20 protein-coding genes are annotated in these 24,033 nt (G+C 46.2%); 5 read left to right on the forward strand and 15 right to left on the reverse strand.

Going from position 1 to position 24,033, the window contains the following annotated elements; genetic code table 11:
* Window positions 1–9: 9 nt before the first annotated feature.
* From BLT53_RS20755 to BLT53_RS20790, 8 genes are all read right to left on the reverse strand, one after another.
* The gene (locus tag BLT53_RS20755) at window positions 10–180 is read right to left on the reverse strand and encodes a XapX domain-containing protein (protein WP_090238151.1); all 171 of its coding nucleotides are present in this window, start codon (window positions 178–180) and stop codon (window positions 10–12) included.
* A gap of 115 nt (window positions 181–295) precedes the next feature.
* The gene (argS, locus tag BLT53_RS20760; RefSeq protein ID WP_090238154.1) at window positions 296–1,966 is read right to left on the reverse strand and encodes an arginine--tRNA ligase; all 1,671 of its coding nucleotides are present in this window, start codon (window positions 1,964–1,966) and stop codon (window positions 296–298) included.
* Entirely contained in the window at window positions 1,963–2,406 is a 444-nt protein-coding gene (locus tag BLT53_RS20765) for a YwiB family protein (RefSeq protein ID WP_090238156.1), read from the reverse strand. The genes argS and BLT53_RS20765 overlap by 4 nt, the downstream gene beginning before the upstream one ends.
* A 172-nt stretch (window positions 2,407–2,578) precedes the next feature.
* On the reverse strand, window positions 2,579–4,333 hold the full coding sequence (locus BLT53_RS20770; RefSeq protein WP_170834457.1) for a PAS domain-containing sensor histidine kinase: 1,755 nt from the start codon (window positions 4,331–4,333) through the stop codon (window positions 2,579–2,581).
* A 130-nt stretch (window positions 4,334–4,463) separates the two neighbouring features.
* Window positions 4,464–5,342: an agmatinase gene (gene speB, locus BLT53_RS20775; protein ID WP_090238495.1), complete on the reverse strand. Its 879-nt coding sequence runs from the start codon at window positions 5,340–5,342 to the stop codon at window positions 4,464–4,466.
* Window positions 5,343–5,483: 141 nt separating this feature from the next.
* Window positions 5,484–6,311, reverse strand: coding sequence for a polyamine aminopropyltransferase (gene speE / locus BLT53_RS20780; protein ID WP_090238162.1), 828 nt, complete (start codon window positions 6,309–6,311; stop codon window positions 5,484–5,486).
* A 132-nt stretch (window positions 6,312–6,443) separates the two neighbouring features.
* Complete coding sequence (locus BLT53_RS20785) at window positions 6,444–7,379, reverse strand: ketopantoate reductase family protein (protein WP_090238165.1); 936 nt, start codon at window positions 7,377–7,379, stop codon at window positions 6,444–6,446.
* Window positions 7,380–7,890: 511 nt separating this feature from the next.
* Complete coding sequence (locus BLT53_RS20790) at window positions 7,891–9,180, reverse strand: amidohydrolase (protein ID WP_244520526.1); 1,290 nt, start codon at window positions 9,178–9,180, stop codon at window positions 7,891–7,893.
* A 126-nt stretch (window positions 9,181–9,306) separates the two neighbouring features.
* On the opposite strand from BLT53_RS20790, the gene BLT53_RS20795 reads away from it, so the two are divergent.
* Window positions 9,307–11,373 carry a transglycosylase domain-containing protein gene (locus tag BLT53_RS20795; RefSeq protein ID WP_244520527.1) on the forward strand — a complete coding sequence of 689 codons (2,067 nt, stop codon included), beginning with the start codon at window positions 9,307–9,309 and terminating at the stop codon, window positions 11,371–11,373.
* 566 nt (window positions 11,374–11,939) lie between these two features.
* On the opposite strand, the gene BLT53_RS20805 is transcribed toward BLT53_RS20795, so the two are convergent.
* A complete protein-coding gene (locus BLT53_RS20805) occupies window positions 11,940–12,467 on the reverse strand; it encodes a YwhD family protein (protein WP_090238174.1) in 528 nt (175 codons plus the stop codon).
* Window positions 12,468–12,678: 211 nt separating this feature from the next.
* Between BLT53_RS20805 and BLT53_RS20810 the strand changes: the two genes are divergently transcribed.
* On the forward strand, window positions 12,679–13,992 hold the full coding sequence (locus tag BLT53_RS20810) for an NCS2 family permease (RefSeq protein ID WP_090238177.1): 1,314 nt from the start codon (window positions 12,679–12,681) through the stop codon (window positions 13,990–13,992).
* A gap of 22 nt (window positions 13,993–14,014) precedes the next feature.
* Here the strand turns inward: BLT53_RS20810 and BLT53_RS20815 are convergent, their stop codons facing one another.
* Entirely contained in the window at window positions 14,015–14,287 is a 273-nt protein-coding gene (locus tag BLT53_RS20815) for a hypothetical protein (RefSeq protein ID WP_090238180.1), read from the reverse strand.
* Here BLT53_RS20815 and BLT53_RS20820 point away from each other — a divergent pair.
* Window positions 14,286–14,705: a TetR family transcriptional regulator C-terminal domain-containing protein gene (locus BLT53_RS20820; RefSeq protein WP_090238182.1), complete on the forward strand. Its 420-nt coding sequence runs from the start codon at window positions 14,286–14,288 to the stop codon at window positions 14,703–14,705. The genes BLT53_RS20815 and BLT53_RS20820 overlap by 2 nt on opposite strands.
* Before the next feature lie 51 nt (window positions 14,706–14,756).
* On the opposite strand, the gene BLT53_RS20825 is transcribed toward BLT53_RS20820, so the two are convergent.
* The 5 genes from BLT53_RS20825 to BLT53_RS20845 form a co-directional block, all read right to left on the reverse strand.
* A complete protein-coding gene (locus tag BLT53_RS20825) occupies window positions 14,757–19,094 on the reverse strand; it encodes a S8 family peptidase (RefSeq protein ID WP_090238185.1) in 4,338 nt (1,445 codons plus the stop codon).
* A gap of 458 nt (window positions 19,095–19,552) precedes the next feature.
* Window positions 19,553–20,059, reverse strand: a complete 507-nt coding sequence (locus BLT53_RS20830) for a YwgA family protein (protein ID WP_090238187.1) — start codon at window positions 20,057–20,059, stop codon at window positions 19,553–19,555.
* 11 nt (window positions 20,060–20,070) lie between these two features.
* Entirely contained in the window at window positions 20,071–21,372 is a 1,302-nt protein-coding gene (locus BLT53_RS20835) for an HD domain-containing protein (RefSeq protein ID WP_090238191.1), read from the reverse strand.
* Window positions 21,373–21,570: 198 nt separating this feature from the next.
* Window positions 21,571–21,807, reverse strand: a complete 237-nt coding sequence (locus BLT53_RS20840) for a hypothetical protein (protein WP_139168446.1) — start codon at window positions 21,805–21,807, stop codon at window positions 21,571–21,573.
* A gap of 88 nt (window positions 21,808–21,895) precedes the next feature.
* Window positions 21,896–22,219 (reverse strand): hypothetical protein, encoded by a 324-nt coding sequence (locus tag BLT53_RS20845; RefSeq protein ID WP_090238198.1) that lies wholly within the window; start codon window positions 22,217–22,219, stop codon window positions 21,896–21,898.
* A gap of 154 nt (window positions 22,220–22,373) precedes the next feature.
* On the opposite strand from BLT53_RS20845, the gene BLT53_RS20850 reads away from it, so the two are divergent.
* Both BLT53_RS20850 and lipL read left to right on the forward strand, forming a co-directional pair.
* The gene (locus tag BLT53_RS20850) at window positions 22,374–23,174 is read left to right on the forward strand and encodes a class I SAM-dependent methyltransferase (RefSeq protein WP_090238200.1); all 801 of its coding nucleotides are present in this window, start codon (window positions 22,374–22,376) and stop codon (window positions 23,172–23,174) included.
* Between the two features lie 3 nt (window positions 23,175–23,177).
* The gene (gene lipL, locus BLT53_RS20855) at window positions 23,178–24,011 is read left to right on the forward strand and encodes an octanoyl-[GcvH]:protein N-octanoyltransferase (protein ID WP_090238203.1); all 834 of its coding nucleotides are present in this window, start codon (window positions 23,178–23,180) and stop codon (window positions 24,009–24,011) included.
* Window positions 24,012–24,033: the final 22 nt, after the last annotated feature.

Consider the following 24,033-nt stretch of genomic DNA (forward strand, 5'->3'; position numbering starts at 1 on the left):
CTCCTCGGTTTACCTTATGAAATGGGAAAGAGCCCATTGATACAGCTGGTATCCGATATAAATCCCAATAATCCCGGCGATACCCGAAAGTGCAGGTGGTGCAGGAATCGGCAGTTTGAACAGAGCAAAAATGATGCCAACAACTGCACCGGTTATAAGTGATAAAATGACCAGTTTCACGTTCGATCCCTCCTCTGTTCTAGCGTGTACTGTGAGCGGAGGCTTTATCCCTATTCCCTAAAGAGGTCAATAAAAAACCGGCTGCGATGACAGCCGGTTTAAGAACATTTATGATTTACATTTTTTCCGGTGCCGAAACCCCAACCATGCGAAGAGCATTTTTAATTGCAATTTGCGTGGCTTTCATCAGAGCATACCGGGCAGTGGATTTTTCTTTGTTATCGGCATCCAGCACTCGCTCCGCATTATAAAAGCTGTGCAGGGCGGAAGCCAGCTCGAAAACATAATTGGTCATTCGGTGTGTCAGCATTTTTTCGGCTGCTTCTTCAACCGCTGCCGGGAATTCTCCAAGCTTTTTTAGCAGTTCAAACTCTTTTTCAGAAGAAATATGGGACAGGTCGAGCTCCCCATTATAGGATAAGCCCATTTCAGCTCCCTGACGCAGCATACTGCATACGCGGGCATGCGCATATTGAACGTAAAATACAGGGTTTTCGTTAGATTTTGAAACCGCGAGATCCATGTCAAAATCAAGATGCGTGTCAGAGCTTCTCATCGCGAAGAAGTAACGAGTCGCATCCACGCCTACTTCTTCCATTAAGTCTTTCAGCGTAACAGCTTTACCGGTCCGCTTGCTCATTTTTACTTTTTCCCCGTTTTGGAAGAGGGATACAAGCTGAATGATCAATACTTCAAGCTGCTCACGGCTATACCCGAGCGCTTCAATCGCTGCTTTCATACGCGGAATATAGCCATGGTGGTCAGCTCCCCAAATATTGATTAATTTCTCGAATCCGCGGTCGAGCTTGTCCTGATGGTACGAAATATCAGGAGTCAAGTAGGTATAGGAACCATCATTCTTGATCAATACACGGTCTTTGTCATCTCCGAAGTCGGTCGTTCTAAACCAGGTTGCACCGTCTTTTTCATAGACCACACCCGCTTCTTTCAGCTTCGTGAGTGCTTTGTCAATTTTGCCGGACTCGTACAAAGAGGTTTCAGAATACCAGACATCAAAATTCACCCGAAATTCGGCGAGGTCGATTTTGATCTTCTCCAGCTCTTTTTCAAGACCATACTTGCGGAAGAAATCAAACCGTTCCTTCTCGTCCGCTGTTGCCCACTTATCTCCGTATTCCGCAGCCAGGTCCTTCCCAAATTCAATGATGTCTTTTCCAAAATAACCATCCTGAGGCATTTCCTTTTCCTGCCCCAGCGCCTGAAAATATCTCGCTTCGATGGAATAGGCCAGGTTATTGATCTGGTTTCCTGCATCATTGATATAAAATTCACGGGAAACTTCAAACCCGGCAGTATTTAGAATATTGCACAGAGAATCACCTACAGCCGCTCCACGCGCATGGCCAAGGTGAAGATTGCCCGTAGGATTCGCCGATACAAACTCGACCTGTACTTTTTTGCCTTGCCCGTAATCCGTTCTTCCGTAATTCTCTCCTGCTCCCAGAATCGCAGGAATCAAATCAGCTAAATAGGCATTATCCATATAAAAGTTAATGAATCCAGGCCCTGCAATTTCAAGCTTGCTGATGGACGCTTTGCTTTTATCGAAGTTTTGAAGAATTTCTTCCGCGATCACTCTAGGCGCTTTTTTCGCGATGCTCGCCAGTTGCATGGCCATATTGGTCGCATAGTCCCCATGTGATTTATCCTTGGGTACTTCCAAAACGACTTCAGGAAGCTGCTCTCTTTCCGCCAATCCCGCTTTTATTACCGCTTCCTCAATCTCCTGCTTTAAAAGGAGTTTTACCTGATCTACAACGTTCATGCTTCTGCCTCCTGAAATTTTATTTTTATTGTATATCTTCCTGTATCCTCTCCCTGTAATACAAGCCCGTAATTCAGGGTTAAGTCACCTTTTTTTGCCTGCTGGTTCCAGCGGAAATTCATCTGATGTGTGGTGGTCTCCATCCACAGCTGGCCATAAGGCGTATCATACATTCCCTGGGTGGTCTGTCCGATCAGAAACTTCTGCTTCATGGTTACACTGCCGCTTCTCAGGATCACAATGCCTTCATGATTCATTTTAATCACATTGTTGACCGATCCAGCCCCCTCTATAACTTCGGAATACCTGAGATAGGTGCTGTCTCCTTTTTTATACAGCGTCCCATCAGCCTCCCCTGTATGTACGTCTTTTTCATGCGCATGCTGTATGACGGTTTCAAGTGTTAAATTGACCGCAATACCTGCACCTTGTCCATCCATATCGGATCCGTCCTTTTAATTTAAAATCTATTTCAAACAGAGAGCTTTCAATAGCCTCTGCATCACGCTTCATTATATATAACTCAACTATTATAAAGGATTCTTCCCTAATTCTTCAACCTTACCCTGTCATTTAGAACGAAAAAATGCACTTCTCTATACGAAAAGTGCATTAAGCGGTCGGAAGTATGATCCTTACGATCGTCCCTTTGCCCGAATGGCTTTGAATATCAATTTTCCCCTGATGCTCCTGAATGATTTTGAAGCTGGTCATTAACCCGAGCCCGGTTCCTTTTTCTTTCGTGGAATAAAACGGTTCACCGAGCTTTTCAAGGCTCTCCGGCGGTATGCCGCATCCCTGGTCCTGGATTGTCACTTCAATTTCTGCTCCTTTTTGCACGCAGTCGATATGAATAATGCCTCCATCCGGCATCGCCTCTATTGCGTTTTTCACAAGATTGATGAAGACCTGCTTCAGCTCATTTTCCACACACTGAACGAGGGACATCCTTTCCTCCAATTCGCACACAATATGCACGTTATGAATGAGCGCCTGGCGGTCGAGCAGTGCGACAACGTAATGGATCAGCTCTTTAATGTCTTTATTCTCCACTGTCTTTGACTGGGGTTTAGCAAGAATCAAAAGCTCCGTAATAATCTGTTCAATACGGTTTAGTTCATCGAGCATAATTCCGTAGTATTTGTCACAATCCACGATGCCTTTTGACTGGAAAAGCTGTATAAATCCTTTCAACGCGGTGAGCGGATTGCGGATCTCATGGGCCACCGAAGCCGCCAGCTGGCCAACGATGGAAAGCTTATCAGAGTTTCTCAACAGTTCTTCCGCTTCCAGTCGCTCGGAAATGTCACGGGTAACCGCGATGATTTCAATCACTTCTCCTGTTTTCTCATCCTTGATTCCGCGGCAGGCAGCTTCCACCCATCGAAATTCCCCATTTTTATGTTTCAGTCTTAATTGAAAGTTGCCAATCTCTTTGCCATCAAGGAGCTGCTCATGTGCTTCCAGCGAACGGCGTATATCATCCGGATGAAAAAGGGCAAATGCTTTCTTCTTCAGCAGTTCCTGCGATGTATATCCAAGCAACTGCTCGCAGGCAGGAGAAACATACTGCATATTACCGTCAATCGTATGCGTGGAAATCATGTCTGTCGAATTCTCTGCGAGCAATCTGTATCGCGATTCGCTTTCCAGCAACTTTTCGTGGGAAGAAACCTGGTCTGTGATTTCCCGTCCAAAGACCAGCAGATTTTTCCGTTTTCCTTCCTCAGTAAACATAGGTATTTTGTACACGTCAAATACCCGGTCACCTGAAGGCATCTGGATTTTTTCGAGACACCGCTTCAATTTCCGTTCCTGCCACACGGTTTCGTCGGTTTGAATGCAATAGTCAAATACAGGTTTGAAGCAGGGAATCAATCGTCCAAGGTCCGCATCTGTTTTTCCGATAAATCCGACATGAGAGTAGCCAAACAGTTCACCTGCAAATTTATTGGCATAGACAAACTTGCCACTTCCATCCTTTATCCCGATAAAATCGGGCACGATATGGGTCAGGCTGACAAGCAAATCTTTTTGGGGATCGCACTGGGTTTCCAGATCGTCATCCTGCATGCAGGGTTTGAGAATGCAAACCAGATAGTCGCTGTCTGTACCAAGCTCATCAAGTTTGACAACCACCTGCTGCAAATTTTCCGGTACGACAACCCGCTGTTCCTGTAATTGCCCATTAAAATCTGGAAGGAGTTTCGAAATCGGGAGGCCTTGCATCTCTGTTTTTGATTTACCGGTCAGTTGCTGTGCTGCCACATTCATCTCCTGTATCAAATAGTCCCTGGTTAATACCAATACGGCATCGGACAATTGATCCATAAATGGCATTGGAGATTGTATAAGCTTGTTTTCCATTCCTCCCATTCCTTTCCATGTCCGGCGTTCATTTGGTTTAACTATACCAAAATTGACACAAATCTGTAACTTTTTTCGACAAAAAAAGACGAAAGCCCGGTCATCCGGTTTTTCGTCTTTTATCGAAACGTTACTTTTTATTCACCCATCCCAGCAGGATTTCACGAAGGAATTTGCTGGCTGCGATTGGGGTTTGCTCGGAAGGATCGTAAATCGGAGCGACTTCGACCAGATCCGCTCCAATGACCTTTACATCGGATTCAGAAATCAGCTGAATGGCTTCAAGAAGTTCTTTTGACGTAATTCCACCTGCTTCTGCTGTTCCTGTTCCCGGTGCATGAGCGGGATCAAGGACATCTATATCAATGGTGACATAAACATTGCGGCCCGCCAGTGTCGGCAATACCTTACGTAACGGCTCTGCCACATCAAACTTGTACATGTGCATGCCTGACTCTTTGGCAAACTGGAATTCTTCTCTCATTCCGGAACGAATGCCAAACGAATAAACATTCTCAGCTCCAATCAGGCCGCACGCCTTGCGGATCGGGGTGGAGTGAGAAAGCGGCTCGCCTTCATATTGTTCACGAAGGTCAGCATGTGCATCAATGTGGATGATAGCAAAATCATCGTATTTTTTGTTCAATGCTTTAAAAATCGGCCATGATACAAGGTGTTCCCCGCCCATGCCAAGAGGAAATTTCCCGGCATCCAGCAGAGTTGTAATGTATTCCTCAATGAGATCCAGGCTTCGCTGCGGATTTCCGAATGGAAGCGGAATATCTCCTGCATCAAAATAGTTCACTTCTTCCAAGTGCTTGTCCGCATAAGGACTATACTCTTCAAGCCCCAGGGAAGCTTCGCGGATTCTTGCCGGACCAAAGCGGGAACCAGGTCGGAAAGATACTGTCCAGTCCATTGGCATTCCATAAAGTACAGCATCAGCTGTTTCAAAATGGGGGTTGCTTAAAATAAATACGTTGCCGGAATAGGCTTCTTCAAATCTCATGGCGTCATCTGCCCCTTTCTCTTTCTGCAGACCTTTGTTGCTCTTGGGAGTGGTTGATTTCAAGGATCTCGCACCTTCCACTGCAATCAACTGATCAATGAAGATCATCTCCTAAGGCAACAATCTGTTTTTTCAAATTGCTTATTTAATAAGATCTGCAACGAACTTCGGAAGCGCGAAGGATGCTTTGTGAAGTTCCTTTGTCCAGTATTTCGTCTCGATGTCATGGAAGCGATCTTCGTTGACTTCAAGTGGATCGTATTGCTTTGAACCAATTGTAAATGTCCAAAGTCCGCTTGGATACGTTGGGATGTTCGCAGTATAGAGACGGGTAATCGGGAAGATCTCGCTAACGTCTTTGAATACTTTAGAAATCAGTTCAGGAGTAAACCAAGGATTGTCCGTTTGCGCTACGAAAATTCCGTCCTCTTTTAACGCTTTGGAGATTCCTTCATAGAATCCTTTTTCAAACAGCTTGGCTGCAGGTCCTACTGGCTCAGTAGAATCCACCATGATGACATCGTATTGATTTTCACTCATTGCGATATGCATGAAGCCGTCATCCACTTTAACTTCCACACGGGAGTTTTCCAGCTCACCAGCAATTTCCGGAAGATATTGCTTGGAATACTCGATCACTTTTCCATCAATCTCAACCAAGGTTGCTTTTTCAACAGAAGGATGCTTCAATACTTCGCGGATTACGCCGCCGTCTCCGCCGCCAACAACCAACACCTGTCTTGGGTTCGGATGGGTGAACAAAGGCACATGGGCAACCATTTCATGATAAACAAACTCGTCTTTCTGGGTGGTCATAACCATTCCGTCCAGAATAAGCATGTTTCCGAATTCTTCTGTTTCTACCATATCAAGCTTTTGGAATTCTGTTTGCTCCGTCACATATGTACGTTTGATCTTAGCAGTAATTCCAAAGTTTTTCGTCTGTTTTTCCGTGAACCATAGTTCCACAGTCATCACTCCTCTATTTGAAATGCCAGGCATCGTTGTTCTTTTAACAAACATTACGATTATAGCATTTACTTTTTTGTTATTCCACACGCAAATTATGCTAAACCCTATACGTGCCTTTTGAAAGGCCGCTTACTTTGTTCCCGTTGTGAAATTGCCTGATTCAAAAGGCTTGATCAATGCATGCAGTGTTTCGATATGGGGAAGGCTCAGCCCGCTTTGTTTGGCCAGCCGGAGCGCTCCTCCCTGAAGATGATCAACTTCAAGGTTCAAGCCTTTTCGCCTGTCCTGATGCATGGAGGAAGTAGCCTCAAAGGAGAGGCCGCCGACCCTGCTCATCGTTTCTTCTATGTCCTCGTCTCTCAGATCGATATCGAATGTGTTTGCCAGGTTTTTCATTTCCTGAAGCACCGAACGGAACAGCAACAGTGTATCCTTTTGTTCTCTTATTTTTCCGATCGGCAGGTTGGCTGCCGTTGTTACTCCTGAAAAAGCAGTGATAAACATATATTTTTGCCAAAGACTTTTACTGATCGTGCGGCTCAGGTTTCCGTTCATGTTACTGTTTTGCATCACCTGCGCCAATTTTTTGCACAGATTTTCCTGAGATGGATGGAGCGGCCCGTAAACAATATCATGCGAGTCGCCCGTATGTACGACATGCCCCTTTTCATTGAGGGTCGCAATGATAAATGCCAATCCGCCAAGCACGGCCTCTTCACCGAGTTCCTCCTGAAGCCTGTAAATGTGTTCGATCCCGTTCAATAACGGCAGGACACGTGCTCCCCTGGCAACAAACTTTTTTAAAACAGGAAGTGTTTCATTTAAATGGTAGCCTTTCACCGAAAGCACCAGAAGATCACATGCTTCTGCCTCGTCGGGATCAACGATCAGCTTGGGGTGGTCCAGCTGATAATCGCCGGCTACACTATGGATGATAAGCCCCTGCTCCTCAATTTGCTTTTTCCTTTTTTCCCGTACCAAAAAAGAGACATTTTGTCCCGCTTCCGCCCATCGGCCACCATAATACGCGCCAAGCGCTCCTGCTCCAAACATTACAATATTCATACCATCACCCTGCCTTTGTTATAGTCAGAAATTTCTCTCTTTCATAGTAACGCAAGAAACCGGTGATCCCCAAAAGAACCGCCCGGCAGACAACCGTCTTTTTTTCTATCTTTTCTGAAGTTGAATGCAACCGCTCACAAGATGGTATACTGGGAAGACAATAGTACAGGTCCTTTGGGTGGTCGGCGCACTCTCTTTAGCAAGCTGCAACCAATCGTGTACAGGCTTTGCACGAAAGGGGGTGATGCCTCTGACGATATTTGAAGCGCTGATGTTTGCCGTCGCTTTTGCGTCGCTGATCGTTTCTGTTTTGTCGCATAAAAAATAGACCGCCCTCGAGCCCCAACTCACGGAAACGGTCTATCTTTTTTCGTTTTGGTTAAATGGTAGCCGATCATCCTGGGGAAGACCGACTATTGCCCGCCGCTGGCCTGCATGCCAGCGGTTTTATTTTGCAGCATTTCTGCTTATATCATACTACTTTTTTCAAATTTTGTCAGCGTCCGTCCGTTTAAATACGGGCGATTAGGTCTTCCGCACAACGCTTCGCTTCAAACATCACTTTTTCTTCATCCATCGTCAGCAGTTCACGATGCTTCATGATCAATTTTCCATCTACCATGACTGAATCCACATCCTGTCCTGCGGCCGCGTACACTAAAAGGGAAGGATTCTGGTGGGCAGGAACAAGGTGGGGCTGGTTCATGTTCATAAACAGCAGGTCTGCTTTTTTACCCACCTCAATGCTTCCGGTTTCTTGCCCGATTCCAAGAATTTCTGCTCCATTTTTCGTTGCCATCGTCAAGATTTCATGAGCCGTCAATGCGGAAGCATCTTCCTGCAGCAGCTTCTGCATCCAGGCGGCAGCCTTCATCTCCATAAACATGTCCAGTGTACTCGCGCTGCCCGGTCCATCTGTTCCGAGACCAACCTTAATTCCCCCTTTGGCGAGCTCCACAAGATCCGCCGTGCCGCAGGCGAGCTTTGCATTACTCACCGGATTATGAATAATTCCACCCGTGAGCCCTCCCAGTATGGACAGGTCGTCTTCCGTAAAATGCACGCCGTGAGCAAGATTGACACTCGTATGATCAAAAAAACCAGCCTGCTGCAGATATTGGACCGGACTCATGCCATGGCGCTCCTGGATCATATTCCGCTCATCCGCCGTTTCTGCGAGGTGGGTGTGCAGTGGTACGTCGAGTTCTTTTGCCAGGTTTACCGCATCCCTCAAAAAGTCTGGCGGACACATATAAGGAGAATGAGGCGCAATCATTACTGTGATTCTTCCATCGGCCTGTTTGTGCCACTTCTTCACAAGATTGCGAGATTCCTCGATACGGTCACTGTAATTCGAATCCATGGCGATCATACCCCGGGAAAGGGAGGCGCGAATGCCTGTTTCCTGCACAGCGGCTGCAATGGTATCCATATCAATGTACATGTCTGCATATGCCGTAGTTCCACTTTTTATCATTTCAGCAATGGACAGCATTGCTCCCCAGTACCGGTCCTCACTTGTCATTTTCATTTCCGCGGGCAGCATTTTTTTATTCAGCCACTCCATTAACGGAAGATCATCACTATAACAGCGAAGCAGCGACATCGGCGTATGCTGATGTCCGTTGACGAGGCCGGGAAGGATTAAATAATCTTTCACATCCCATACTTCATGCTGGCCATATAACGGTTCAAGATTTCCGATGTCTTGAATCGTGTTTCCTTCTATGAGCAAATCCTCCTGCCGTTCGCTCCACGTTCCGTTAGTTTCTATAAAATAGCGTGCATTCTTCAGAATCAATGTGTAACCCTCCTGCTTTCCTTCGTTCGTTATGGAACTAGTATAACATTTTCCCCCTCTTCCCACGTTTAGAAGAGCTCTCATTCTCCCATACTAGAAACAGATCATCATAAGGAGGGGTTTTTTGTGTCCTGGCTTAAACACTGGAAGGAGTATAACAGATTACAAAAAGTAAAATTGGCGGGCAAAGCGGCTGCCATTTTGTGTGCAGCCATGGCTGTTTGTCTGACAGGTGTACTTCTTTTGGCTAAATTTATGGGACCACCTCCTTTGCTTGTACCGCAAACCACCGTGATCCATTCGAGCAGCGGGGAAGAAATCGGGGAAATCAGCAACTCCGGGCAAAAGCGGACATGGGTGCCTCTGAATAAGATGAGCCCTGCTTTGATCGAAGCTACGCTTTCCATTGAAGACAAAAACTTTTATAATCATCACGGGTTTGATTTTAAACGGATTGCAGCAGCCCTTTTGGCGGACCTGAGGGCAGGGGCAAAAGTACAGGGAGCAAGCACCATCACCCAGCAATTCGCACGGAATCTCTTTTTAACACATGAGAAGACCTGGCTGCGAAAAGGGATGGAGGCGTTTTATACCATCCGGCTGGAGATGAATTATTCCAAGAATCAAATCCTTGAAGGCTATTTAAATACCATCTATTACGGCCATGGCACCTATGGAATTCAGAGCGCCTCCGCCTTTTATTTCGGAAAGGATGCGAGCCACCTCAGTGTTTCCGAGGCAGCCATGCTTGCCGGGGTGCCAAAAGGACCCGGCTATTACTCACCGGTTTATCATGAGGACCGGGCAAAAGAGCGGCAGGCGATCATTTTAAAAGCGATGGAGAACAATCGTTACCTGTCCAAAAAAGAAGTACGGGAAGCAGCCGCTGCACCGCTTACCATAGTTGCCGAAAAAGAGATGCAAAAGCCGAAAATTGCACCGTACTTCCAGGCCGAAGTGATGAAAGTACTCGAAAAAAAATTAAAAATGGATTCCAAACAGATCGAGCTTGGCGGCCTTCACATCTATACAACGCTCGATGTTTCCATGCAAAAGGCGGCAGAAAAGGAGATTGAAGAGAGAATCGATCCAGATTCTTCGATCCAAACCGCTCTGGTGTCCATGGATCCAAGAAACGGTGATGTAAAAGCGCTGGTTGGAGGAAGAAACTATGCCGAAAGCCCGTTTGACCGGGCTATCCAGGCAAAACGCGCCCCAGGCTCTACGTTTAAGCCATTTTTGTACTATACGGCGCTGAAAAACGGCTATACACCGTCGACTGCCATTAAAAGTGAGCCCACCTCCTTTGCCATGGGAGACGGGCAGCAGGATTATGAACCGAAAAACTACAATAACCTGTATGCCTACGACTTTATTACCTTGTCCGAGGCACTTGCGTTATCGGACAACATCTATGCGGTAAAAACCAACCTTTTTCTAGGCCCCAAAAAGTTGGTGAAGGCGGCACGGCAGTTTGGCATCAAAAGCCCTCTTGCCAGTGTTCCGTCACTTGCGCTTGGTACAAAAAACGTAAGCGTGATGGAAATGACCAACGCTTACAATCTTTTTGCCAATGGCGGCAAAAGGGTGGAACCTGTTTTTATCAAGGAAATCACCGACAATAAAGGACGCGTTCTATATGAGCATCATTACAAACAAAAACAAGTGCTCGACAAAAAAGCAGCATTCGTCATGACCGATCTGATGAAAGGAATGTTTGATGAAAAGCTGAATGATTACGCTAAGGTTACGGGCGCGAGCATTGATCAATATTTAACCCGCCCGGCGGCCGGAAAATCGGGCTCTACACCGACTGACAGCTGGATGGTCGGATTTACGCCACAGCTCACGACCGGTGTCTGGATTGGATACGACCAGGGGAAAGAGATCAACCGGATTAATGACGGCAGCTATTCGAAGAAAATTTGGGTGCATTATATGGAAGATGCCTTAAAAGATGAACCCGCCATGGCGTTCAAGAAGCCAAAAGGGGTAGCAGGGGTGATGATCAACCCGAAAAACGGGAAGCTTGCGACGAAAAATTGCCCGATCAAAAGGAAAACATATTATATTAAGGGGACCGAACCGACCGAATACTGCAATGAGCATGCCGGCGATCTTCCAATGGGCTCAGACGGCCTTGATCATAAACGAAAAGGCTGGTTCCAGAAAGTCTTCCCTTGGTGGCATTAGAAATCGGGTGGACTTTGGGTGAATATTGCGTATGCGGGGGCAGATTAGTTGCGGTTCGACATGATTTAGTTGCGGTATCGGCTCAATTAGTTGCGGTTCGACACCATTTAGTTGCGGTAATTGGCCATTTAGTTGCGGTTCGACACGATTTACTTGCATATCACATCATTTTCATAAATGTTTATCTAAGAGAAGGTGCTCAGGACGTAAAAGACTTCATTGAACAGGTGATTGTAGTACAAGGTGCGAGGCTCCAGCAGGAGATGCGGGACAGGTGGGACCAGGAAGGCGCTTGTGCCTGATGGGCAGAGCGCCCGCCCTGCGAAAGTTGGCGTTTACGCCGGTAAAAGCGAGCATCCTGGAACGCAAATCAACTACTTCTCAGCTTACTAAACCTCACAAAGCCAACACAAAATAAACAGCCCGGGTGCTCACGAAGAGCTCCCGGGCTGCTTATTGTCCTAGCAACATTGTGTGTGCAATGCTAGCTTCAGTTTACTGTATGAACGAGAATTGTCACAAGTTATTTATAAAATGTTCAAAAAGAGTTCATAACTCTTCCAATTTTATGGCAATAATTTCCTGACTTCGGCAGAAGAACGATTAAACATCGCTTCATCGTGATTTTTTAGAAACTCTCCAAGCAGCTTTTTGGACTTGTCATCCATATCGTCCACCATGACATGGCCTTTCAGCGATTTATCCATACGGTTTACATGCTCCGGCAGGCTTTTATAGCCCCGGCGCGCCTCGGCGTCAATCTGCATTTCACAACCGGTTACACCATAGTAGTATGGGCCTTCTTCATTTCTGTTGATCGTTACCCAAACGAGCCAGTACGGCCGTGGGTTTGGTGTATTGGAGCGGTCAGGTGTAAATTTAATCCGTTTTTCGATGTCGCTTCTGGCGTGCATGGCACCCATATCGACATAGGCGTCACCGTCTACAGGATCCACGATGACCGGAGTCATATGGTCCAGGCTTAATGCACCTACACCATAGCCGCCATGGCCACTGGTAGAATCTCCGCTTAATATAGTGAAGCCCATTCCTTTTTTATTTTTATCTGGATTAGATCCGAAAATATCCTTCATCATAAACCTCCCGAGATCACATCAATTCTGTTTTTATTTTACCACAAATCTCTCCGTTTTAAGTCCCCAAGCCTCTCCCGCCTAGTATCACATACCTTAAAAGGGGCAAGAATACATAAGGATAAAGCGAATAAATGGGTTGCATCGAAACTTAAAAACGAATATTATAATTAAGTATTTAAAAATCGTTCGTATTTTTGGAGGTACATCCATGTTTTCTTCTTTCTTTAAACTAAAAGAACGCGGAACAACCGCAAAACAAGAAGTGATTGCAGGAATCACAACTTTTTTGACCATGGTCTATATTGTTGTCGTCAATCCGATCGTGCTTCATTCAGCTGGTGTTCCGTTTAATACAGTCTTTATGGCAACCATCATCGCTACTGTGGTCGGAACCTTGTGGATGGCCCTGTTCGCCAACCTGCCGATTGCCATTGCTCCCGGTATGGGACTGAATGCTTATTTCGCCTTTTCCGTGGTAGGCACGCACACCAACATTTCCTACCAGACGGCATTTGGAGCAGTTTTTGTCGCTGGTATTATCTTTGTTATTTTGTCACTGACACCATTTCGCGAAAAATTGATTGAAGCCATTCCCGCCAATTTAAAGTACGGGATTACCGCAGGAATCGGCCTTTTTATCGCCTTTATCGGCATGCGAATGACCGGTATTATTACCGCCCATAAAGAAAATTTGGTGGCGCTCGGTGATCTTCATTCTCCATCTGTTATGCTTGCTTTGGCAGGTTTGGCGATTACGCTTATTCTGATGGCACTCAATGTCAACGGCGCTCTTTTCTTCGGAATGATCATTACTGGAATTATTGCATATTTTACACATCAGTTAAAATTTAATGGTTTTATGTCTGTCCCTGCAATGCCGAAAGAATTATTTATCTTCGGCAACCCGCTGACCGCCTTTGCTGATGTGTTTCAGTATGGACTGTTTGCAGTGGTTTTCTCCTTCCTGCTCGTCACCATTTTTGATACAACAGGAACAATGGTCGGTGTCGCCGAACAGGCTGGTTTAATGAAAAATAACAAAATGCCGAAAGCACGTGAAGCACTCCTTGCCGATTCCGTAGCAACAACAGTAGGTGCCGCGCTCGGGACAAGCCCGACAAGCGCCTATATTGAATCAACTTCAGGCGTTGCGGTCGGCGGCCGTACTGGATTAACTTCGGTAACCGTTGCTGTACTTTTTATAATTGCGGCCTTTTTCTCGCCACTGGTAAGTGCCATTTCTGGTCTTTCAGCCATCACAGCACCGACATTGATTATCGTCGGCAGCCTGATGCTCGGAGCGCTTGGTAAAATTAAATGGGAACAGCTGGACGAAGCGTTCCCTGCGTTTATCATTATTTTGACTATGCCTCTGACATCAAGCATCGCAACCGGAATTGCATTTGGCTTTATTTCCTACCCGCTGCTAAAAATTGCCCGCGGGAAGTGGCGAGAAGTTCCATTCCTTGTTTATTTGTTTGCTGTATTGTTTTTCTATCAGCTCGCATTTTTACCTCATTAATCCAACAAAAAAAGCAGGCTTCCTAAAGGGAGGCCTGCTTTTTTTCTTTTTTCGGCCAAACCGTATAGCTAAAGCTGATGACAAAGTCATCAGCTAAAACGATCGACCAAAGATAAATGGTTCTTGCCAGCACTTCTGTTCGTGCCGGATCTCCAATCAACAGAATCATTAAGCCAAGCAGGGAACAACCGATACTCCACAAAAGGAGATGGCGCAGCCAGCCCTCCCGCTCTTGTCTCGCATGGTCACGGCCATACTTCACCTTTTCCGGTTTACAGCTTCTTGCGTTTTCCATGGAGCTAGTATCTGACCGGGTGCAAGAAAGAATCAGCAAATCGACATATGGCGGGCCGCCTCTTGAAGCGATGAAGGCGGTACTGCTCGAAGTACTGCCGGTGGATGAGGAGAGAAAATTGGAAATGGAGGTGTGGTTCGCATTTATGGCCAGATCGCTCTCCGACCCCGCTCTGCACGAGCTTGGAACCCGGTTTTTTCATGAAATGAGAGAGGGGATGCTCCAAATCACCCAAGGATTAAAGGAACTTGAGCTGGCCCGGCCAGGACTTGATGCGGAATTGGAAGCAGACAGGCTGATGGTGTTTATCGACGGCCTGGCGCTGCATATGATCCTTCATCCATCGCATTACCCTCTTGACTATTGTGAAGAAATGGTTACAGGGCATTTGAAGTCCCTATGCCGGACACAAACATAAAAAGAAGCCTGCTGATCACCATGCAGCAGGGCTTCTTTTTGTGCAAAAATGCTAGTTGATATTCAGTTTTCCTTTTGCTATCTCACTTGCCGTGTTGCCGTAATCGTCTTTCGCTCTGACTTCCACCGTTGCTCCCGTTGCCCTTACGTTGGACGTTGCTGTGTAGTACCCCTCATAGTGGCCAGGAGACGTTTCGCGCATTGGCAGCTCTGTGGCGTTGCTTGTAGCTGCCTTCGTGTTTGTCAAAGGCATGTGGATTACAAATGTCGCATCCAGATCTTCTGAACTGTCAAACTCGATTTTAACGGATTGGCCGACCTTCAGACTCTTATTTTTATCCGGCATTACATTCTCGAGGACCAGCTCTTCATACTGGGCGTAGACGGTGACCTTTCTGGTTACTGCATTGCCCGCTTTATCTGTCGCTTTTACCTTGATTACATTTTCACCAAGATCAAGCATCATGCGGTAAGAATAGGTTCCATCATCTTTCACGGTTACTTTCTTTCCGTTTACTTTCACAGAATCAAGGTTTTCCTCTGTAACCTTCCCTTTTACTGTAACCGTTTCTTTATTTGTCTTTAATCCGTTTGCAGGGCTGTCGATGGTCAACTCCGGTTTTTTCTGATCCAGTGTAACTTTTACCGGAGCGGATTCATCCGTGCTTCCGCGGTCTGTTACAACTTTGGCGGTCAGCACATTCTCCCCGTTTGAAAGCGTCACATCACCTGCAAATTTGCCGTCCTCACCAGCTGTTGCTTCTGCCGCTTTCTTACCGTCCTTCAAAATATGGACATTAACGCCAGGAACGGTTTGCCCTTCTACTTTTACAGTGTCTTGGTTGGTAAAGCTGCCGTCCGCCGGAGAGGTAATCACCGGAGCAGTGACTTCATAGTCCACCAGGGCACGAATCATGTAATTTCCTTCATCAGCCGGGGATGGCGACCAGGCTCCACCAACATATTGCCAGCTTCGTCCAGCATTTGTTCCGTTTTCATCGGTTCCAAGACCAGGGGCATTTGGATTCGGGTCCGCCTGGAAGTAGACCATATAAAAGTCGCCTGTCACCTGAATGCCGTAGCTGGAAAGATCAACCGTCGTCCAGTCACCGTTTCTTTGTGCAGAGAAATTGATTGGACCGGCAAGCTTTTTACCAGGGGCGCCCTCAGGGCCGCTCGCATCATAAACAGCCACTTGTGCTTTATTTCCGCCCGGTACCGGCCATTCCGTATCCCAGAAGCGGAACTTACCGCCTGTTACTACCGCCTGGTCCTTGCCGGCAGGCAGTGACATTTTAACCGCCCAGCCGTTACCAGCGTCATAGAAGGCATGAGCGTTTTCTGCTGTGCCATCATCATAGGCGATTTCTCCACCAGGTGCTGTAATAAACGGTTTAAGCGCGAAATCTTTGTCTGTGGTTTCATTTCCCTTAACGGTTACCTGGGTATCTTCTCCGTAATATCCAGTAGCCATAACTTTAAGGGTATAGGTTCCTTCATATGCTGTTAAGCTGTAATTGCCATTTTCATCAGTTTTTACCGGCTGAACAGCAGCGTCTTCCACCACATAAACCGTGGCATCCTTAATCGGTGCACCCGTTTGTTCATTCGTTACCGTACCGGAGATCGTACCTTTAGGGATCTCTTCGAGTACGAAGTTCTTAACCACTTCTCCATCCGCAGGAATGCTGGCATTTTGCTGAGCCGAACGGTAGCCGTAGGACTCGGCAACAAGGGTATAATCACCTGCTGCGTGGGTCAGAGAGTAGGTGCCGTTTGCAGGGTTGGTTGTTGTTGAACGTCCGGTTTCCAGCACACTGACAACAGCTGGAATTGGAAGGCCGTTCGGTGCAGCCACTAGCCCTTTTCCTTCAGCTTTCTTGATTTTCAGCGTGTTGACAGGCTGAATCTTGCTTGGATCCACTTGTTCTTTCGCTGATGCCTTCACATCTGCCTCTGTTTTCTGTTTGCCCGTATCTTTCAGTGTAGTTGGAGCAGCAGCAAGTTTAACGTCATCCAAATACCAGCCTGGCTTGACCACACTGCCATCCGTTTTTAGGTTGAAGGCCACATAGATACGCTGATTGGCATATGCAGATAAATCAACCTGCCCGTTAATCCATGCATTACTCTTGTTCGTGAATCGTGCTTTTTCTGTCCAGTTTTGCTGATCGGTTGAAACGAATACTTGAGCATAGTCATAGTTGTTTTCAATGTCGTACCAATGTTTGAACTGTAGGTATGCCGGACCGTCTCCCAGGTCGATAGGCGGCATTTTCAGCGCCATGTTTGCGCTGTTGTCGTAATTGCCGTCAAGATTGGTCGCGTATACTTTTGTGCCTGATGCAGCATTACCAGGTCCTGAAGTTGGTGTTCCCCATTCCCAGGTGTTAAGAGTACCTGAAGACGTCCATCCCACCGGCTCTGATTCAAAATCAGCCGAATAACCGACACTGATTCCTGGAAGTACATTTACGTTATAGGAATCAGTCGTTACTTCATGCTGGCCAAAGTCAACAATCTTCCATCGGTATGTCATGGATGGGACAGCAATCGCATCACCAGGAAGGATTGCGGTATAGGTGCCTTCCTCATAATTCCCGCCGGATCGATCCGCTTCAATAGACTGCCAATTTCCGTCACGATCTTGATATTGGAGAGTTACAGAGGATATGCTGATGTTGTCTTTCGCTGTGATGGTGAGCGGAAGATCCATACCCGCATAAGTTTCTTGAGGGGCTTCATGCGTGTAGGTTGGTGCTTCTGAATCCACTCCCTCTTTTAAAACGGTTCCTTTTACTTTACCGAGCCCGCTGATGATGGAAGATACAGCATCGAACACGTTCAGAAGTCCGTGTCCATATCCATTGTTCGGGCTTTCAGGATAATCATTATCTGTTAAAGGAACAGATGTTTCTTTAAGTATCTGTTCAATGTCAGCTACCGAAAGACTGGCATTTATCTGCCTTAGAAGCGCTACAGCTGCTGACACATGCGGTCCGGCCATGGATGTACCATTCCATCCTCCTTCATAGTTCCCGCCAGGAACAGAAGAACGGATATTAACACCCGGTGCAGAAATTTCCGGCTTCATGATGCCGCCATAGGGAGATGGTCCTCGCAAAGAAAAGGAAGCAAGTTTATTGTTGATGTCCGTTGCACCTGTGGCAAAGGATTCAGGGTAGTTGGCAGGGTTGGCCACAGATCCAGGGCCCCCCGGGTTCGTTAATGTAGTGTTACCTGCAGAAAATTCGGGGAAAATTTCGGCTGCACGCCAGTTTTGTACCATTTGTCGGTACCAGTCATCAAGTCCAGGACCGCCTCCCCAGGAGTTGTTGACCACATCTGGCGCTTTTTCTGGATGAGGGTTTCCTTGAGCATCAGTCGGAGCAATAATCCATTGTCCTGCTTCGAGCAGGTCAGCGTCCGTTCCGCCTGCCGGAGTGAACGCTTTTACTGCAATCCATTTGGCGCCTGGAGCAACACCAATTTGATTGCTGCCCTCACTGCCGACCATGGTGCCCATGGTATGTGTTCCGTGGCTGTCATCATCATAAGGCGCCGCGCGTCCTGCTGTCGCATCAAACCAGTTGTATTCATGGTTAACTGAGCCGTTGGCTGCATTATAGCCACGGTATTTTTCTTTCAATGCCGGATGGTCCCATTGCACGCCGGTATCAATGTTGGCCACCACTGTGCCCGCACCATCGATGCCCATTGCCCAAACCTGCGGTGCTCCAACCCGGTCAATGTTCCATTCCACCGAAGCTGTATCAGCTTTTGTTTCTTTTTGCTTTTCACTCTTTTTAGCTGCTTTTGCAGCATCTACGGTAGGAATCGGCTTTGCATTCGTTTCCTTGGCCGGCTGAATCTGTCTGATTTCATTTGGAAGGACTTTGTCAACTTCAGGAAAAGACGCTACTTTCTCCATGACTTCTTTGGTTGCTGTAACCGCCATGCCGTTCACGATGAAATAGGAGCGGATGTTTTTCGCATTCCCTTCCTTCTTTTGCTTAGTTAAGTATTCTTTAACGCCACTCTGTGTTTGGTCTGCCGTCGCTCTCAACAAAGAGACTACCGCAGATCGTTTGTTCAGTTCTGTTTTAAAGGCGCTAAGCTTTTGCTTCTTCGCAAGCTGTGAAGCTTCTTTTGCAGCTTTTTGTGTATCCGCCTGCTCTTTGAACTTGATCAGGAACGTTACCTGATCCTTATCGTCGAACTGTTTTTTTAGTTTGCTGCTGACTTTAACCCCCCCAGAGGCTTTACTCTTGTTCACAGAGACATAAGGCTTCGTCTCTGCGGACACAGCCGCCTGTTTTGGAAGCATCAAAGGAATCAGCAGACTCAGGCACATGATGATACTGAATAAGCGAAGATGTTTGACTTTCATTTGTTGAACGTCCTCCCTTCGTATTTACCACCGAACCTAAACAATAAAAAAACTACCCTCCTCTGCTTAGAATTTTTTTGCGCAAGAGTCTGGAAGTTAGTTTAATAATAAGGCAAGAAAAATATGGAAACCACTTGAAAGTTACCATTTTTGTAAAAATAAGTAAAAAGAAGGAATTGTGATATAGGCACTTCTTCACAGGCACTCTCTGGCTTTTAGAGAAAAAATGTAAAATATCTATGAATTTTCACACCAAACTTTATCCAGTATTTTTCCAGGTAAATATTTACTATTACCGAATTTCAAAACATTTCTTACATCCTTCTATCCAGGTCTAAGGACCCGACCCTGCCCGTTCGGGTACGAAGGACCATTTCTTTTCGCTTATTAAGCACAAAAAAACTGACCTTCTCTCAAGAAAGTCAGTTGATTTTACTATCGTCAAAAGGAATAAAGAGCTATTGCATGATACAACCTTCAAGTTGGCTGATAAACTGGTAGCCTTCCTGAATTTCCTCTTTCGTATATTTTTGCTTGGCTTTTAACGTATGAATCTTGTCTGTAACTTCCTCTACAGGCAGATGGTAAAAGAACAGAATCGTAGAAACCAATTCCAGGAACCGGGAAGATTGTTCGTTCATTGTCCTGATGCATTCTCCGAGCTTCGGTATGGATGTTCCGTAGCTTGCCAAAAAGCCTTCTCCCTCTTCATTCAGGGAATAGCGGTATTGCGAATAGCCGCTCACTTTTTCCTTTTTCTCTAAAAGATAGCCCAGATTGCAGAGCTCCTCTACGCGCAGTGTCAGCTCCTCGGAATAGGGTCCGTAAAAGTGAAACTCGTATTTTTCCTGAAAAGGAAAGTTAAGCTTCTTTGCAATATAAATCATTTTTTGCAGCTTTTTTCGGCCAACTACTTCTCCTGCTTCCTTAATAACGGTTATGACCTTTAAATGATCATCAAACACATTTTTTCCCCCTAACGTAAATCTCTTTCATCCTTTTTCAGTATGTGTTTTATTTTTCGCTTCAATTGACTGTCATCTATTTTTTCAATAAGATCTGCCGGATAATACAGCTTGTGGTCGGTTCTTCTTTTTCCGGAAATGGCCTCCACCACATCCGATTCCCTTGAAAGTTCACGCACTTCACCATTGGCCTTTAAAAGGTTAATGGGCAGCCTTTCTTCTTTTTCCCCCGGACGGTAGAAGTCATAGGGCAAATCGGAGGAAGAGTCGATAACTAAGTAGTATTTTGGATCAATTCCTGCCTCTTCCAGATAACCGGACAGCTTAAGGACTTCCGAGACAGAAACCATCTCCGAGTATTTGAAAAGCTTTCGGTCAAGGAATCGGCGGCACAAATCACGAAGAATGCCGTCTTCTTCTTCCAGCCATATCTGGAAATAATATTGCATGACTCCCTCATCCAGCTTTATGTAATCTTCTAATGTAATTTCCCCTTCAAACAAAGAACGGAAATGAGTGAGATCTTGCTTGAACGTGTATCCTTCCTGATATAAGTCTTTTGCCCGGTGAAGGATTTTGCTTAAAATGACTTCAGCGCTTCGAGTGACCGGATGAAAATAAACCTGCCAGTACATTTGGTAACGGCTCATAATATAGTCCTCAACGGCATGCATGCCGCTCGCCTTGATTACCGCTCCGTCTTCCATGGGCCTCATCACCCGTAAAATCCGTTCAAGGTCAAAATTTCCGTAACTCACCCCGGTAAAATAGGCATCCCGGAGAAGATAGTCCATCCGGTCGGCATCGATCTGGCTCGAAATCATGCTTACCACGAGCTTATCATGATAGGTCTTTTCAATGACTTCCGCTACCTTTTTCGGAAAATCGCTTCCTTGCATGCGAAGAACCTCGTTCACTTCCGTCTCGCCCAACAGAATCGCTCTTGTATAATCTTCGTGGTCCACCCCGAACACTTTTTCAAAGGAGTGCGAAAAAGGCCCATGGCCAATATCATGCAGCAGTGCTGCACTGAGCACCAGCATTCGTTCCTCCTCATTCCAATGAGGCCGTTTATGAAAAACTTCAATGATGCGTCTTGTAATTTCATATACACCAAGAGAGTGGCTGAATCGGCTGTGCTCAGCTCCGTGAAACGTCAGATAGGTCGTGCCAAGCTGGCGAATCCGGCGAAGCCGCTGAAACTCGCGCGTGCCGATCAGTCTCCAGATCAGCTCATCTCTTACGTGTATATAACGGTGAACCGGATCCTTGAACACCTTTTCTTCATTTAATTGACCCATTTCTTTCGCCATATCTTAATAAATGCTCCTTCAGCCGCAATTAGTTTATGTTTAAAATTTCTGCTAAAAATAGAAAATCCCTTCTCAGGCAAAATTGTCGAAAGAAGGATAATCGTGTAGGTTATTAGAATGTTTTCATGTGAAGTATACCCTATTCTACGCGGTTTCGAACCATGAAACAACAAACAAAAGAAACGGTTTGTGACATCTTTATTTCTTTTTCGCTGGCATGCTTTCTTTTTCTGCTGTAATCAAAAAGAAGGAACTTTTCGTATAATCAATGCTGTCTTTGAAAGTTGTTAATTTCCGTTCCAGGCTGCTCGCTTTTACCGGCGTAAACGCCTGCCTAGTCTCTCCTGACCCGCTAATTCCGTGGGACAAGGAACGCTTCGGCAGCGATACATCGCACGAAGAAATTGTGATATTCGTTTTCGAGGAGTCTCGCACCTTGCATTCCAATTAACCTATCATTGAAGTCCTTTGCAAGAATACTCTTTGAATAGAGCAAAAAAAGAAGGCATGGGCGCCTTCTTTTTTATTGGGTATCTACGACCTGGTCATCGGTGTCTTCTTGTTTATAGGCGTCGACCATAAGCAGGATGGCGGTGATGATGTGCATGATCATGCCGACGAAGGGGATCCAGGCGATACATGAGGTGACAATTCCCATGATGCTTCCGTGTTTTGCATTTCCTTCTTTTGAAGCGAAAATCAGGGTTACGATATGGAGGGCAAGAGCAAGGGCCAGAGGCGTCCAGGCAAAGGAGAGGACAATTGTCCCGCCGACAAACGGAATGCCCAGCAATGCTTCATATCCTCCCGAGATCCATTTTAACGTTTTCGATAAGTTTCTATTCAAAGAATTTTCCTCCCATTCTTCATTCGTTCCATTCACTATACCTAAACATACGTAATTACATTCCAAAAAGTTGCAATAAAATAGTATGGCATGGAAGCATGGCTCACTGTTGCGTTATACTAAGGAGTGAACGATAGAATCAGGAGGTTAACTCGTGGATCAATTTCAGAATGACCAAAATGGCCAGGCATGGAACGAAAAGTCGTACGAAGCATGGACCCATCGATTTGGCGAGCCGGCAAAAGCGGCCGCAAAAATAAAAAAAGACCCTCTTAAGCGGTTGAGCCCGCTTGAATCATACATTGGAAATGTGAAAGGCAAAAAAGTCTGTAACCTGCTTGGTTCTCACGGCAGCAAAGCGGTAGCCATGGCTTTGCTGGGCGCCGAGGCAACCGTGATCGATCTGTCAGAGCCGAACGAGCGGTACGCCAAAGAGCTGGCACAGGAGGCAGGAGTGCCGCTCAGGTATGTACGAAGCGATGTTCTGGCGCTGCCAAAAGAAGAGCTGACCGGGGATTACGATATCGTATTAACGGAAAACGGAATTCTGCACTATTTTTCAGATCTTGTACCGTTTTTTTCGACCGTCCATGGCCTCCTTGCTCCCGGAGGCAAATTTGTACTGCAGGACTTTCACCCGGTATCTACCAAACTGATCACCTCACAAGGGAAAAGCCAGGCGGTCAGAAAGCATAAAGTAACCGGTGATTATTTCAGCACAGAACTTGAGACAGTGGATGTTTCCTATTCCAAGTTCCTTCCCGAACTTCGTTATGCAACAGAAGAAGAGCGCAAGCCGTTTCAAGTGGCAATCCGCAAATGGACGATCGGTGAAATAGTAACCGCACTCGGAGCTTCCGGTCTGTTTATTGCCGAACTTAAGGAAGAGCCGCATCCCGGCGATTTCGATCATGGTATTCCCAAAACATTTATCATTGAAGCGGAGAAAAGGTGAAACATGACCACATCACTTTTATTTCAGCCAAAATGGCGTATTATCGATCAATCAAGTCTGGGGCCCTCCTTTGACGCGTTGTCTTCCTTTGCGATGGATGACACACTGTGCACCACCGTTGGGAATGGGGAATCCTCTCCCACCGTCCGCACGTGGGTACACCATCAAACGATTGTTCTCGGGATCCAGGATACGCGGCTCCCACATCTGGAAGATGGAGTAGCTGCTCTTAAATCCAAAGGCTATCGGGTCATTGTACGCAATTCCGGCGGCCTTGCCGTCGTTCTTGATGAAGGCGTACTGAACATTTCCATCGTTCTGCCCGAAAAAGACAGCAGCATTGAAATCAATAAAGGGTACGACACGATGGTCGAACTGATTCAAAAAATGCTGAGTCCTTATAATGTTTCATTTGAAGCAAGAGAAATTGTCCATTCCTATTGCCCGGGAAGCTATGACCTGAGTGTCGACGGCAAGAAGTTTGCAGGCATCTCGCAGCGCCGGATCCGCAATGGGGCAGCCGTTCAAATCTACTTGTGTGTCAATGGCAGCGGGTCGGAACGAGCGGAAGCGATAAGGAAATTTTACGAGCGGGGCGCTCAGGGAGAAACAACGAAATTCACGTACCCTGACATACATCCTGAAGTGATGGCGTCCCTGTCTGAGCTCACCGGCCAGCCTTTAACGGTCAGCGATTTGATGACCCGCCTTCTCTATGTTCTGCAGGAAGAATGCAGTCATCTTGTTTCCTCACCGCTGTCCCTTAATGAGATTCAGCTTTACGATTATAATTATCAGCGCGTCTGGGAACGAAATGAAAAAGCACTGGAGATATAAACCATCTCACAGTGCTTTTTTT

The organism is Fictibacillus solisalsi, assembly GCF_900103485.1.
GTDB lineage: Bacteria > Bacillota > Bacilli > Bacillales > Fictibacillaceae > Fictibacillus_C > Fictibacillus_C solisalsi.